Here is a 15,336-nt window from a genome sequence, read left to right as displayed (position 1 = left end):
CTTTTTTTAATTGGAGTTTAGATTTACTCTAGTTTCTAGTTATTAAGCGGAAGTAGCTCAGTTGGTAGAGCGATAGCCTTCCAAGCTATAGGTCGCGAGTTCGAACCTCGTCTTCCGCTCAAATTTTTCAAGTATTAAATTTAGTCTCTATCTTCTTTGATAATAATGTATCTAAAGGTGGGGGCATTAATACGTAAATAAGGTTTTTTAGTAAGCCGAAGTAGCTCAGGGGTAGAGCACTTCCTTGGTAAGGAAGAGGTCGTGGGTTCAAATCCCATCTTTGGCTCGTACTTGTGTAAAGTTAAGCAAGAGTATATAACAAATAGAAATAATTTATAATTACTAATTCGCATAAACATGGCAAAAGAGAAATTTGACCGTAGTAAACCACACTTAAACATTGGTACTATCGGTCACGTTGACCACGGTAAAACTACAACTACAGCTGCTATCACTAAAGTATTGGCTGATAAAGGTTTGTCAGAAGCTCGTTCATTTGATTCAATTGACTCTGCTCCTGAAGAAAAAGAGCGTGGTATCACAATCAATACTGCACACGTAGAATATTCTACAGCTAACCGTCACTATGCACACGTTGACTGTCCAGGTCACGCTGACTACGTTAAGAACATGGTAACTGGTGCTGCTCAAATGGACGGTGCTATCATCGTAGTTGCTGCGACTGATGGTCCTATGCCTCAAACTCGTGAGCACATCTTGTTGGCTCGTCAGGTAGGTGTTCCTGCGTTAGTAGTATTCATGAACAAAACTGACTTAGTTGATGACCCTGAGTTGTTAGACTTAGTAGAAATGGAAGTTCGTGAGTTATTGTCATTCTACGAATTCCCAGGTGATGATATCCCTGTAATCAAAGGATCTGCTTTAGGTGCATTGAACGGTGAGCCTGAGTGGGTTGAGAAAATCATGGAATTAATGGATGCTGTAGATAACTACATTCCAATTCCTCCACGTTTGACTGACTTACCTTTCTTGATGCCTATCGAGGACGTATTCTCAATCACTGGTCGTGGTACAGTTGCTACAGGTCGTATCGAAAGAGGTGTAATCAACTCTGGTGATCCAGTTGAGATCCTAGGTATGGGTGCTGAGAACTTGAAATCTACAGTAACAGGTGTTGAGATGTTCCGTAAAATCTTAGATTACGGTGAGGCTGGTGATAACGTAGGTTTATTGTTACGTGGTATTGAGAAAACTGATATCAAACGTGGTATGGTTATCTGTAAACCAGGTTCAGTAACTCCTCACGATCATTTCAAAGCTGAGGTTTACGTATTGTCAAAAGCAGAAGGTGGACGTCACACTCCATTCTTCAACAAATACCGTCCTCAATTCTATTTCCGTACAACTGACGTAACTGGAGAAATCTCTTTACCAGAAGGTACTGAAATGGTTATGCCAGGTGATAACGTTACGATCTCTGTTAAATTGATCTCTCCTATCGCTATGGAAAAAGGTCTACGTTTCGCTATCCGTGAGGGTGGTCGTACAGTAGGTGCTGGTCAGGTAACTGAAATTATCTAGTCTTTAAAGATCTAGAAAAATATAAGATAAGCTAATCGACTGAGGTTGATTAGCTTATTTTTTCGATAAGCGATTTATCGGATTAAAATAAAAAAAAAGAAAAAAAGATTTGCAGAAAGTGGTTTAAAACACTATATTTGCATCACAAAATAAGAAATACACGGGCATAGTTTAAAGGTAGAACGAAGGTCTCCAAAACCTTTGGTCTGGGTTCGAGTCCTGGTGCCCGTGCTTATAAAAACAGATAAACTAAAATGGCAAAAGTACTTGATTTTTTTAAAGACTCTTATGTAGAGATCACTGAGAAAGTGACTTGGCCTACATGGTCTCAGTTGCAAAGTTCAGCTGTTATTGTGCTTGTTGCATCTCTTCTTATTGCATTGGTGGTCTTTGTAATGGATAAGGCTTCGAGTGTAGGATTAGAGTTCTTGTACGGTATTGCTTCTTAATTTTCAATAGTATTTATTTATGGCAGATCAAGGTTTAAAATGGTACGTAGTTCGTGCTGTAAGTGGGAAAGAGAAGAAAGTAAAGCAATATATTGATGCCGAAGTTAGTCGTTTAGGTATTGAACACCTGGTTCCTCAAGTGTTGATTCCAATGGAAAAATATTACTTGATGCGTGATGGTAAAAAGGTTGCTAAAGAACGTAACTACTACCCAGGCTACGTTTTATTGGAGGCTGCCTTGGATGGAGAGTTGGAGCACATCATTAAGAATATCAATAGCGTAATTGGTTTCTTGGGTGATAAAGCCGGAAATGCTGTTCCTTTGCGCCAAGCGGAAGTTAACCGTATCTTAGGTAAGGTTGATGAAATGGCAGAACAAGGCGAAACCATTAATGTTCCTTATTACGTTGGTGAAACTGTGAAAGTAAATGATGGTCCTTTTAACGGTTTTACAGGTGAAATTGAAGAGGTTCACGAAGATAAGAAGAAATTGATCGTAATGGTTAAAGTCTTCGGACGCAAGACTCCTCTTGAATTGAACTACATGCAAGTAGAAAAAGAGTAAGATTAGTAATTAACGATAGAGAAAAGCTTTCCATGAAAATTGGAAGGCTTTTTTTTGTATATTACTACTAATGAAAAGGCCGGCTAGTTATTTAATCTTATTGTTCTATGCTTTCACATTGCTGAGCTGTGCAAACGTTGAGAAGTACAATCGTTTTATAGAGACACCCCTTGTTGTGGAGGCAATGCAGCGGGATATCAACTATGTTGAGCACAACTTGTGGAAAATGCATCCGGATTTGTTTCAGTATGTGCGAGAAGATCTGTTAAAAGCTAAGTTTGACAGCCTTCGTTTTGCGATCCGCCAGCCATTGTTGCCCAACCAGTTTCAGTTGGCACTAGCGTCTGTATTGTCAGAAGTTCGGCAGGGACACATGAGCCTGAGCCCTCTTATTCCCAAATTCGATCCACAAGGTAAAGATAAAGTTCGTTACCAAAAAAGTAGGGGGCCTTTTTCGCAATTAGGCTTTCATTGGCAAGGAAATACACTTTATCTAATAAAAAATGGAACGATGGATTCCACGTTGGTCCTCGGTTCCAAAATACTCGCTATAGAAGGTATACAGCCTCAAAATCTATACACGAAATATCGTCCGACGTTTACTTCGGATGGCTATAATACAACATTTATAGACCGGGCTTTTGAGCGTTTGTTGCCGCGGTATTATCAACTGGAACTGGGATACCGGGATTCCATTGATATCTTGTTTTCTCTTAGCGATAGTACTTACCAGCGAACTGTTGTAAGAAAGTTTGAAGCGACCGAACAAAAGAGGAAATTGGAAGTAAAATCGAAAAATCAAAACTCCATCGATATCGAGGTAGATTATTTGTACTGATCGATGGCGGGACTTTTTCTGCAGCGAGTTTGATTGCGACAAATCTAAAAGCGGGGAAGCGCGCTATTTTTGTGGGTGAGGAAACCGGAGGGGCTGCTGGAGGTACGGTTGCGGGATCCCTTCCTGTGCTTAAACTTCCAAATTCCCATTTGTGTTGGCGCTTTGGTTTGATGAATGTCAAACCTTATTTTCAAGTAGCCGAAGAGGGAAGGGGTGTAATGCCGGATGTTCCTGTCGTGCGCAGTATCGATGATGTGATCACGGGGAAAGATCCGGTAATGGATAAAGTGCTGAAGTCTATAGGAAATTAAGTTGGATATATTGAGCGCAAATACACCAACGCCATGAGTATTTTGAAATCAATCCAATTGTATTTATATTGGATATTATTTTTTTTTCATTGCCTTGAAAAATAATTCTGACTCCTTCTATGTTTAATTAGCTGGTTGAATCGTTGGCATTTCGGGAAAATAAACGAATGGACCCTGGCTTTTTCAGGAAAAGTGTAAATTCCTGAAAAATTAAAAGTTAGATACTTGCAGGATTAAAATCTTCTTATTAACTTTGCACCTCGGTTGGGGTGTTACGTCCCGACTGATGAATGTTACGTTATTTGCTTCCAACTTACTAACAGACATTTAACAAAATTAAATTCAAAACAAAATGGCAAAAGAAGTCAGTGCGTTAGTAAAATTACAAGTTAAGGGCGGAGCTGCGAATCCTTCACCTCCAGTAGGACCTGCATTAGGTGCTAAAGGTGTGAATATTATGGATTTCTGTAAGCAGTTTAACGCTCGTACGCAAGACAAACCAGGTCAAGTATTGCCTGTTGTCATTACAGTTTACGCTGATAAATCGTTCGATTTTATCATCAAGACTCCACCAGTAGCAGTTCAGTTGAAAGACGCTGCTAAATTAAAAAGTGGATCTGGCGAGCCTAACCGTAAAAAGGTTGCGGCTATCACTTGGGAACAAGTTGAGACAATCGCTAAAGATAAGATGCCTGATTTAAATGCATTTACTGTAGAGGCTGCTATGAGAATGGTAGCTGGTACAGCACGTAGTATGGGTATTACTGTATCAGGTAATGCTCCTTGGAACAATTAATTAAGAAATCAATTTAAGAAAAGTGGCTAGATTAACAAAAAATCAAAAAGCGGCACTATCCAAAATTGAAGCTGGTAAAGCATACTCTTTGAAAGAAGCTTCGGCTTTAGTTAAAGAAATCTCATTGACCAAATTTGATGCTTCTGTGGATATCGACGTTCGTTTGGGCGTAGATCCTCGTAAAGCAAATCAAATGGTTCGTGGTATTGCAACATTACCTCACGGTACTGGTAAAACTGTTCGTGTTTTAGTTTTATGTACTCCTGATAAGGAAGAAGAAGCTAAAGCGGCAGGTGCAGACTACGTAGGTTTAGATGATTACATCAGCAAAATTGAAGGTGGTTGGACTGACGTTGATATCATTATTACTATGCCTAGTGTTATGGCTAAAGTTGGTAAATTGGGTCGTATTTTAGGTCCAAGAAACTTGATGCCTAACCCTAAAACTGGTACAGTTACAACAGAAGTTGGTAAAGCTGTAACAGATGTAAAAGGTGGTAAGATCGATTTCAAAGTTGACAAAACCGGTATCATCCATACTTCTATTGGTAAAGCGTCGTTCGATGCAGATAAAATATATGATAACGCATTAGAGGTATTACAAACTCTAGCTCGTTTGAAGCCGTCTGCAGCTAAAGGAACTTACTTTAAAAGTATTCACATTTCCTCAACTATGAGTCCTGGTATTCATATTGAGACTAAATCAGTAGCAGGTATTTAATCATGAGAAAAGAAGAAAAACAAGAAATTGTTCAAGCTTTAGCCGAACAGATTAAATCTTACGGTAACTTCTATATTACCGATACTGCTGAGTTGTCAGTTGAAAAAGTGAATAACATTCGTCGTAAATGTTTCGAGCAAGGTATCGAAATCAAAGCGGTAAAAAACACGTTGATCAAAAAAGCATTGATCGAAGCTGGTGTTGACGAAGAAGATATTTTTGGAACACTTAAAGGTGCTTCTACAATGTTATTTTCTGAAGTTGCAAACGCACCTGCGAAATTGATCAAGGAGCTTCGTAAAGCTGGTGACAAACCAGTATTGAAAGCTGCTTATATTGAGCAAACTGCATTCGTTGGAGATAATCAATTAACTGCATTAGTTAATCTTAAATCTAAAAACGAACTTATCGCTGATGTTATCGCTGCATTGCAGTCACCTGCGAAAAATGTTATTTCAGCTCTTCAATCAGGAGGAAATACTGTTGCAGGTTTGGTAAAAGCTTTAGAAGAAAGAGGTTAACGAATCCTCTAGAACAAGAATTATTCGTTACAATTTAATTAACAATTTTACAAAGTACATTCAAAAATTCAAAATAAAATGGCAGATTTAAAACAACTTGCTGAACAGTTAGTTAACTTAACAGTAAAAGAAGTTAAAGAATTAGCTGATATCTTAAAAGACGAGTATGGCATCGAGCCTGCTGCTGCTGCTGTTGCTGTAGCTGCTGCTCCAGCTGAAGGTGGTGCTGCTGCTGCTGAAGAGAAAACTTCATTTGACGTTATCTTGAAAGAAGCTGGTGGTCAAAAATTAGCTGTAGTTAAATTGGTTAAAGATTTAGCTGGATTAGGCTTGAAAGAAGCTAAAGATTTAGTTGACGGAGCACCTAAAGAATTAAAAGCTGGTGTATCTAAAGACGAAGCAGAAGCTTTGAAAAAACAATTAGAAGAAGCTGGTGCTGTTGTTGAGATTAAATAATCTCAACTAATTAGCCCGAAAAGGTTTAGACTCTGACGATTTTTCGTCAGAGTCTATTCCTATTTATATCAATACGCCACTATGCTGTGTATATGCTGGGCACAGTGGACATGTGGTTTACAGCATGCATGTAAGCGCAGTTTTTTTAAAACTAAAATTCATATTCCCTTGGCAAACAATAATATTCAACAAGAAAGAATAAACTTTGCGACAAGTAAGAAAGTATTGGAATATCCAGATTTCTTAGATGTGCAATTGGAATCTTTCAAGGAGTTTTTTCAATTAGAAACTACTTCTGACAACCGCCATCAGGAAGGGCTGTTCAAGGTATTCTCGGAAAACTTCCCTATTTCTGATTCAAGAAACATTTTTGTGCTAGAGTTTTTGGATTATTTCATTGATCCACCACGTTATGATATCCAAGAGTGTATCGAACGCGGCTTGACTTATAGCGTTCCTTTAAAGGCTAAGTTAAAGTTATCTTGTAATGATGAAGAACACGAAGATTTCGAAACTATTGTTCAGGATGTATATTTAGGGACTATCCCTTATATGACTCCTAAAGGTACTTTCGTGGTAAATGGTGCAGAGCGTGTCATCGTATCGCAATTACACCGTTCACCGGGCGTTTTCTTTGGTCAAAGTAGACACACAAATGGTACTAAACTTTATTCTGCAAGGGTAATTCCTTTCAAAGGATCTTGGATCGAATTTGCGACAGACGTAAACAACGTTATGTATGCTTATATCGACCGTAAAAAGAAATTCCCAGTAACTACCTTATTGCGTGCTATCGGTTACGATTCGGATAAAGATATCTTAGAATTGTTTGACCTAGCTGATGAAGTAAAAGTTAGTAAATCTGGTCTTAAAAAATATGTTGGCCGTCGTCTTGCGGCTAGGGTATTAAAAAAATGGGTAGAAGATTTCGTAGATGAGGATACTGGTGAAGTGGTATCTATCGACCGTAATGAAATTATCCTTGAACGTGAAACTGTTCTAGAAGAAGATCACATTGATCTGATCATCGAAGCTGGTGTTAAGTCTATTATCTTAGCCAAAGACGATGAGTCAAATAATGCCGATTATTCTATTATATATAATACTTTACAAAAAGATACCTCCAATTCAGAAAAAGAAGCGGTAGAGCATATCTATCGTCAATTGCGTAACGCTGAACCACCAGATGAGGAAACTGCTCGTGGTATCATTGACCGTTTATTCTTTTCTGATAAACGTTATGATTTGGGTGATGTAGGTCGTTACCGTATCAACCGTAAGTTGAAATTGGGTACTCCTGATGACACGAAAGTCCTGACACGTGAAGATATCATCGCAATCGTTAAGTATTTGATCAACTTGATCAATTCCAAAGCCGAGGTGGATGATATTGACCACTTATCAAACCGTCGTGTACGTACTGTAGGTGAACAATTATATGCTCAATTTGGTGTAGGTCTATCTCGTATGGCGCGTACAATCCGCGAACGTATGAATATTCGCGACAACGAAGTGTTTACACCAACAGATTTGATTAATGCACGTACTCTTTCGTCTGTAATCAATTCTTTCTTTGGTACAAACCAGTTGTCTCAGTTCATGGACCAGACCAACCCTCTTGCTGAGATCACGCATAAGCGTCGTTTGTCAGCTTTAGGTCCAGGTGGTCTTTCCCGTGAGCGCGCAGGTTTCGAGGTTCGTGACGTTCACTATACACACTATGGTCGTCTTTGTACAATCGAAACACCAGAGGGACCAAATATCGGTTTGATCTCCTCATTGGCTGTACACGCGAAAATCAACCACTTAGGATTTATTGAAACTCCTTACCGTAAGGTTAAAGATGGGGTTGTTGTGGTCGATGAACCTGTAGTATACTTATCTGCTGAGGATGAAGATGGTAAAACAATTGCACAAGCGAATGCTTTGTATGATGACAAAGGTAATTTCGAAGATGCGAAAGTGAAAGCCAGATATGAGGGTGACTTCCCAATTATCGAGCCTAATATGCTTGATTATATGGACGTTGCTCCAAACCAAATTACCTCTATTGCGGCTTCGTTGATTCCTTTCTTGGAACACGATGATGCCAACCGTGCATTGATGGGATCGAACATGCAACGTCAGGCTGTGCCTGTATTGCGTCCACAAGCTCCTATCGTAGGTACTGGTCTTGAAGGTCGTGTTGCAAAAGATTCACGTACCTTGATCAATGCCGAAGGTCATGGCGTAGTAGAATATGTAGATGCTGATGAAATTAAGATCCGTTACGACAGAAACGACGATGATCGTCTTGTATCATTCGATGATGATGTCAAAACGTATAAATTGATCAAATTCAAGAAAACCAACCAAAATACATGTATGAACTTGAAGCCTATCGTTAAGAAAGGTCAACGAGTTGAACCAGGACAGGTATTATGTGAAGGTTATGCGACTGAAAATGGTGAATTGGCATTAGGTCGTAACTTGAAAGTTGCATTCATGCCTTGGCAAGGATATAACTTTGAGGATGCGATCGTAATTTCTGAGCGTGTAGCGAAAGAAGACTGGTTTACTTCTCTTCACATCGAAGAATTCGAACTTGAAGTTCGTGACACAAAACGTGGTGAAGAAGAGTTAACAGCTGATATTCCTAACGTATCTGAAGAAGCGACAAAAGACTTGGACGAAAACGGTATTATCCGTATCGGTGCTGAAGTTGGTGGTGGTGATATCCTTATCGGTAAAATCACGCCTAAAGGTGAGTCTGATCCTTCTCCAGAAGAGAAATTGTTACGTGCAATCTTTGGAGACAAAGCTGGTGACGTGAAAGATGCTTCATTGAAAACTCCACCATCATTGAAAGGTGTTGTTATCGATACGAAGTTATTCTCGCGTGCGAAGAAAATGTCTAAAGAAGTTGAACGTAAAACTTTAGAGAAATTAGAGGTTGCTCATGATAGAGCTGTTAAATCATTGAAAGATCGTTTGGTTGAAAAATTATTCACTGTAGTGAATGGTAAAACAAGCCAAGGGGTATACAATGTCTATAAAGAGTTGTTGGTTGCTAAGGGAGCTAAGTTTACGCAAAAAATCCTAGCTGAATTAGATTACAACAACATCAACCCAATGGGATGGACAACTGACGAAGATAAAAACGAGTTGATCAAAATGGCCCTTCATAATTACAATATCAAAATTAATGAAGAGTTAGGTTCGTTCAAACGTGATAAATTCGCAGTATCTGTCGGTGATGAACTTCCATCAGGAATTGTGCAGATGGCTAAAGTTTACGTTGCTAAGAAACGTAAGTTGAAAGTAGGGGACAAAATGGCTGGTCGTCACGGTAACAAAGGTATCGTTGCACGTATTGTACGCGATGAGGATATGCCATTCTTAGAAGATGGTACACCAGTTGATATCGTGTTGAACCCACTAGGGGTACCTTCACGGATGAACTTGGGTCAGATCTACGAAACTGTATTGGGTTGGGCTGGTCAAAAATTAGGTGTTAAGTTTGCTACACCGATCTTTGACGGTGCTGAAATGGATCAGGTACAAGATTGGGTTGCTAAGGCAGGTTTACCAAAATCTGGACGTACATATTTGTACAATGGATTGACGGGAGACCGTTTTGATCAACCAACGACGGTGGGTGTCATCTACATGTTGAAATTAGGTCACATGGTTGATGATAAAATGCACGCACGTTCAATCGGTCCGTACTCATTGATCACACAACAACCTTTGGGTGGTAAAGCACAATTCGGTGGTCAGCGTTTTGGTGAGATGGAGGTTTGGGCATTGGAGGCATTCGGTGCATCTAACATCCTTCAAGAGATCTTAACGGTGAAATCGGATGACGTGGTTGGTCGTGCCAAAACTTACGAGGCAATCGTAAAAGGTAACAACCTTCCGACACCATCGGTACCAGAATCGTTTAACGTATTGGTACACGAGTTACGTGGATTGGGTCTAGATATCACATTGGATTAATTAAGCAAATAGGGCTTTGAAGGGCTCAGTCCTTCAAAGCTTCTTTATAAAGCTTTAACTTTTGAATAAGTATGTCTTACAAAAAAGATAATAAAATTAAAAGCAACTTCACTTCGATTACGATCAGCTTGGCTTCTCCAGAAACTATTTTGGAACGCTCAAGTGGTGAAGTTACAAAACCAGAAACGATTAACTATCGTACCTACAAACCAGAACGTGACGGTTTATTCTGTGAGCGCATTTTTGGTCCTGTAAAGGACTACGAATGTCACTGTGGTAAATACAAACGTATCCGTTATAAAGGTATCGTATGTGACCGTTGTGGTGTTGAAGTAACTGAGAAAAAAGTACGTCGTGAGCGTATGGGACACATCAATTTGGTTGTTCCTGTTGCACACATCTGGTACTTCCGTTCTCTTCCTAATAAAATTGGTTATTTATTGGGACTTCCTACCAAGAAATTGGATATGATCATTTACTACGAACGTTATGTGGTTATCCAAGCTGGTATTAAGGAAGAAGATGGTATCAACTTCATGGACTTCTTGACTGAAGAAGAATATTTAGATATTTTAGATACCTTACCAAAAGAAAATCAATATTTAGACGATAACGATCCTCAAAAATTCGTTGCCAAGATGGGTGCTGAGGCCTTGGAAGACTTGTTGAAACGTATTGATTTGGATCAATTGTCTTACGATTTACGTCACCAGGCCGCTAATGAAACTTCGCAGCAACGTAAAAATGAAGCGTTAAAACGTCTTCATGTGGTTGAAGCTTTCCGTAGCTCACGTGAAAATATCGAGAATCGTCCAGAATGGATGATTGTGAAAATCGTTCCGATCATCCCGCCTGAATTACGTCCTTTAGTGCCTTTGGATGGTGGTCGCTTTGCGACTTCGGATTTGAACGACTTATACCGTCGTGTGATTATCCGTAACAACCGTTTAAAACGTTTGATCGAGATCAAAGCTCCTGAAGTAATCTTACGTAACGAAAAACGTATGCTTCAAGAAGCGGTAGATTCTTTGTTTGACAATTCACGTAAAGTGAATGCTGTTAAGACAGAAGGTAACCGTGCATTGAAGTCATTATCTGATATTTTGAAAGGTAAACAAGGTCGTTTCCGTCAAAACTTGTTAGGTAAGCGTGTGGATTATTCGGCCCGTTCGGTAATTGTTGTAGGTCCTCACTTGAAATTACACGAGTGTGGTCTTCCTAAAGATATGGCTGCTGAACTTTACAAACCGTTTATCATCCGTAAGATGATCGAGCGTGGTATTGTAAAAACAGTAAAATCTGCTAAAAAAATCGTTGATCGCAAAGATCCTGTGGTATGGGATATCCTCGAAAATGTATTGAAAGGTCACCCTGTATTGCTAAACCGTGCACCTACGCTTCACCGTTTGGGTATTCAGGCTTTCCAACCTACATTGGTGGAAGGAAAAGCGATCCAATTGCACCCATTAGTGTGTACAGCGTTCAACGCCGATTTTGACGGTGACCAAATGGCGGTTCACTTACCTTTAGGTAATGCCGCAGTTTTGGAAGCCCAAATCTTGATGTTGGCAGCCCACAATATCTTAAACCCTGCGAATGGTTCACCGATCACAGTACCATCTCAAGACATGGTATTGGGTCTTTACTATATTACTAAAGGCCGTAGAACTGCTGGCGATCATATCGTAAGAGGTCAAGATATGACTTTCTATTCGGCCGAAGAGGTTATCATTGCTTTAAATGAGAAGCAAATTGACCTTCACGCTTGGATTAAAGTAAAAACAAAAGTTAGACAAAAAGATGGTAGTATCGTTGATACCTTGTTAGAAACAACTGTAGGTCGCGTGATCTTCAACCAAGTTGTTCCAGATGAAATGGGTTTCGTAAACGAACTGCTTACCAAAAAATCTTTACGTAATATCATTGGCGAGATTGTGAAGACAACGGGTATGGCTCGTGCTGCGCAATTCTTGGACGATATGAAAGAATTGGGATATCAAACAGCCTTCAAAGGTGGTCTTTCTTTCAACTTGGAAGATTTGAACATTCCTGCTGCGAAAGCTGAATTGATTCAACAAGCAACTAACGAGGTTGAAGAAGTAATGAATAACTATAACATGGGTTTCATTACAAACAACGAACGTTACAACCAAATCATCGATATCTGGACACGTATCAACAACAGATTGACGGCACACGTTATGGATATTCTTTCGAATGATAACCAAGGTTTCAACTCAGTTTACATGATGTTGGATTCTGGAGCCCGTGGTTCGAAAGAGCAGATCCGTCAGTTATGTGGTATGCGTGGTTTGATGGCGAAACCTCAGAAATCCGGTACTTCTGGTGGTGAGATTATCGAAAACCCAATCTTATCAAACTTTAAAGAAGGTTTGTCCGTATTGGAATACTTTATCTCTACCCACGGTGCGCGTAAAGGTCTTGCCGATACGGCATTGAAAACGGCCGATGCGGGTTACTTGACTCGTCGTTTACATGATGTAGCACAAGACATGATCGTCGTGGAACAAGATTGTGGTGGTTTACGTGGTATTTATACGACAGCATTGAAAGATAATGATGATGTTGTTGAACCATTGTTCGATCGGATTTTGGGTCGTACGCCTTTACATGATGTATTCCATCCGGAAACAGAGGAGTTGATCGTTTCTGCAAACGAAGATATTACAGAGGAAATCGCTGAAACTATTGAGAAAGCGGGTATCGAAGGTATTGAGATTCGCACGGTATTGACTTGTGAGTCGAAGCGTGGTGTTTGTGCATGTTGTTACGGACGTAACTTGGCGTCAGGTAAACGTGTTCAGTTAGGTGAAGCTGTCGGTGTTATTGCCGCTCAGTCAATCGGTGAGCCAGGTACACAGTTGACACTTCGTACGTTCCACGTGGGTGGTACGGCATCGAATATTGCTGCTGACTCAAGCATCATTTCTAAATACGATGGTAAAATCGAATTTGAAAACGTACGTACTGTTTCGCAAACAAATGACAATGGTACACATCAGGTTGTCTTAGGACGTTCTGGTGAGGTTAAGATCATTGATGCACACAATAAGATTGTATTCCAACAAAATATCCCTTATGGTTCGCAGTTGTTCGTTGAGGATGGCGGTACAGTAGCTAAAGGTGATAAATTGGTAGAGTGGGATCCATATAACGCAGTAATTATCTCTGAATTTGCTGGTAAAGTTGAGTTTGATGCGATCATCGAAGGTGTTACCTTCCGTGAGGAATCAGATGAGCAAACTGGTCACAAAGAGAAGGTAATTATTGAAACACGTGATAAAACGAAAAACCCATCCATCAAGATTCTTGATAAATCAGGAGAGGTTATTCGTACATACAATATTCCAGTAGGTGCCCACGTTGCTGTTGCTAACGGTGTGACTGTTAAAGAAGGTGGTATCTTAGTTAAGATTCCTCGTTCTACTGGTAAAACACGAGATATTACGGGTGGTCTTCCACGTGTAACCGAGTTGTTCGAAGCACGTAACCCTTCTAACCCTGCTGTTGTAACAGAAATCGACGGTGTGGTAACATTAGGTGGTGTGAAACGTGGTAACCGTGAGATGTCTATCGAGTCTCGTGATGGTCAAATCAAGAAATACTTGGTACCTCTTTCTAAACATATCCTTGTTCAGGATAATGACTTCGTGAAAGCTGGTATGCCATTATCAGATGGTTCGATTTCTCCTGCGGATATCTTGTCGATCAAAGGTCCATCAGCTGTGCAACATTACATTGTGAATGGTATCCAAGAGGTATACCGTTTGCAAGGTGTGAAGATCAACGATAAACACTTTGAGACGATCGTTCACCAAATGATGCAAAAAGTTAACATCGAAGATCCAGGAGATACTCGTTTCTTAGAAAAAGAAGCAGTTAACAAATGGGATTTCATGGAAGAGAATGATTCCTTGTTTGACAAAAAAGTGGTTGTTGATGCAGGAGACTCGAATAACTTACGTCCAGGACAGATTGTTTCTTTACGTAAGTTGAGAGAGGAAAACTCAAGCTTGAAACGTCGTGACTTAAAACTTGTAGAAGTACGTGAAGCAATTCCAGCGACTTCAAGTCCATTGTTGCAAGGTATCACTAGAGCATCATTAGGTACCAAATCGTTCATCTCTGCAGCCTCTTTCCAAGAGACTACAAAAGTGTTGAACGAGGCTGCTATCGCAGGTAAACGTGATAACTTATTAGGTTTGAAAGAAAACGTAATCGTTGGTCACTTGATCCCTTCAGGTACAGGTATCCGTCAATACAGCAATTTAATCGTGGGCTCTCGCGAGGAGTACGATCAATTGTTGGCTTCGAAAGAAGAAGATTAATCGTTACTCGATTATTATATAAAAAAGGTCCAAGTGTATGCTTGGGCCTTTTTTGCTTCATGGAAACTCATTGATCTATATTCTTCAAGACGAGTGGATTTACTCTATATGAGCATATTTTGCTTCTCCACAAAAGGAAAATGACAATTGATGTTTTCTTGTCCATTTTACTTACAGATTTTGCCTGTTAATGGATGTGCCAGTTTGTTAATTTGACCTGTTGGATTGCCCATGGAATACTATTTTTCAAATGAATCTTTCAATGTTACAGTAAGTTAACTTTTTTATTAAAAAATAATAAACAAAAGTCTTGGAAGTGATTATAAAAACTCCCTATCTTTGCACCACTCCGCAAGGGAGGGACGGTTGCCGCGAGAGCAGGCAGCCATGAAAAAAGAAGGGTTTAGATGAGCCTGGCAGGATTTAAAATCCCGTTCAGCTTATTTTAAACGCGGAAATCAGAAAAGAGAAAAAGAAAAAAAAACTTCAAAAGTTTTTTGGAAGTTCAAAAAAGATTTCTACCTTTGCAGTCCCAACGGAAACGGAGGGAAACAGGAAAAGATAAAGAGGGACGCAATGTCCATCGGAATAAAGCAGATACGGAAGTTGAAGCGCAAAAAGTTCTTTAAGAAAACACAATCATGTAGCGTGACGAGTAGACAGACGAAAGTCATGAACAAAATTCAAGAATTAGTTCAATTCGATCCAAGATCAGAGATATAAAAAAAGAATTCTGATTATGTAAATAGTTAGAATCAAAAACTTCATTTTACAATGGAGAGTTTGATCCTGGCTCAGGATGAACGCTAG

At 39.6% G+C, this 15,336-nt stretch carries 11 protein-coding genes and 3 tRNA genes; all 14 read left to right on the top strand.

Annotation, left to right across the window (positions count from 1 at the left end):
• The first annotated feature begins 46 nt into the window (after positions 1 to 46).
• The 14 genes from BWD42_RS17795 to rpoC all read left to right on the top strand — a co-directional run bounded on the left by BWD42_RS17795 (position 47) and on the right by rpoC (position 14,526).
• Positions 47 to 119: transfer RNA gene (locus tag BWD42_RS17795), tRNA-Gly, on the top strand.
• Between the two features lie 95 nt (positions 120 to 214).
• Positions 215 to 286, top strand: a tRNA-Thr gene (locus tag BWD42_RS17790).
• 71 nt (positions 287 to 357) lie between these two features.
• On the top strand, positions 358 to 1,542 hold the full coding sequence (gene tuf / locus BWD42_RS17785) for an elongation factor Tu (protein WP_077437774.1): 1,185 nt from the start codon (positions 358 to 360) through the stop codon (positions 1,540 to 1,542).
• Positions 1,543 to 1,702: 160 nt separating this feature from the next.
• Positions 1,703 to 1,773, top strand: a tRNA-Trp gene (locus BWD42_RS17780).
• Between the two features lie 23 nt (positions 1,774 to 1,796).
• The gene (gene secE, locus BWD42_RS17775) at positions 1,797 to 1,991 is read left to right on the top strand and encodes a preprotein translocase subunit SecE (RefSeq protein ID WP_028072657.1); all 195 of its coding nucleotides are present in this window, start codon (positions 1,797 to 1,799) and stop codon (positions 1,989 to 1,991) included.
• Between the two features lie 19 nt (positions 1,992 to 2,010).
• A complete protein-coding gene (gene nusG, locus BWD42_RS17770; RefSeq protein WP_077437773.1) occupies positions 2,011 to 2,556 on the top strand; it encodes a transcription termination/antitermination protein NusG in 546 nt (181 codons plus the stop codon).
• A gap of 70 nt (positions 2,557 to 2,626) precedes the next feature.
• A complete protein-coding gene (locus tag BWD42_RS17765) occupies positions 2,627 to 3,394 on the top strand; it encodes a hypothetical protein (RefSeq protein WP_077437772.1) in 768 nt (255 codons plus the stop codon).
• Complete coding sequence (locus BWD42_RS17760; protein ID WP_077437771.1) at positions 3,334 to 3,705, top strand: S41 family peptidase; 372 nt, start codon at positions 3,334 to 3,336, stop codon at positions 3,703 to 3,705. The genes BWD42_RS17765 and BWD42_RS17760 overlap by 61 nt, the downstream gene beginning before the upstream one ends.
• A gap of 352 nt (positions 3,706 to 4,057) precedes the next feature.
• Positions 4,058 to 4,501, top strand: coding sequence for a 50S ribosomal protein L11 (gene rplK / locus BWD42_RS17755; protein ID WP_028072660.1), 444 nt, complete (start codon positions 4,058 to 4,060; stop codon positions 4,499 to 4,501).
• A gap of 22 nt (positions 4,502 to 4,523) precedes the next feature.
• On the top strand, positions 4,524 to 5,222 hold the full coding sequence (gene rplA / locus BWD42_RS17750; RefSeq protein ID WP_046672240.1) for a 50S ribosomal protein L1: 699 nt from the start codon (positions 4,524 to 4,526) through the stop codon (positions 5,220 to 5,222).
• A gap of 2 nt (positions 5,223 to 5,224) precedes the next feature.
• Positions 5,225 to 5,743 (top strand): 50S ribosomal protein L10, encoded by a 519-nt coding sequence (gene rplJ, locus BWD42_RS17745; RefSeq protein ID WP_077437770.1) that lies wholly within the window; start codon positions 5,225 to 5,227, stop codon positions 5,741 to 5,743.
• A gap of 78 nt (positions 5,744 to 5,821) precedes the next feature.
• Entirely contained in the window at positions 5,822 to 6,199 is a 378-nt protein-coding gene (gene rplL, locus BWD42_RS17740) for a 50S ribosomal protein L7/L12 (protein WP_002992785.1), read from the top strand.
• A 168-nt stretch (positions 6,200 to 6,367) separates the two neighbouring features.
• Entirely contained in the window at positions 6,368 to 10,177 is a 3,810-nt protein-coding gene (gene rpoB, locus BWD42_RS17735; protein WP_046672286.1) for a DNA-directed RNA polymerase subunit beta, read from the top strand.
• A 71-nt stretch (positions 10,178 to 10,248) separates the two neighbouring features.
• The gene (rpoC, locus tag BWD42_RS17730; protein WP_077437769.1) at positions 10,249 to 14,526 is read left to right on the top strand and encodes a DNA-directed RNA polymerase subunit beta'; all 4,278 of its coding nucleotides are present in this window, start codon (positions 10,249 to 10,251) and stop codon (positions 14,524 to 14,526) included.
• The last annotated feature ends 810 nt before the right edge of the window (positions 14,527 to 15,336 follow it).

The sequence above is a fragment of the Sphingobacterium sp. CZ-UAM genome (assembly GCF_002000245.1).
Classification (GTDB): Bacteria; Bacteroidota; Bacteroidia; order Sphingobacteriales; family Sphingobacteriaceae; genus Sphingobacterium.
The sequence above is the reverse complement of the archived record's forward strand: the minus strand, read 5'-3'. Positions and strand labels throughout refer to the sequence as shown.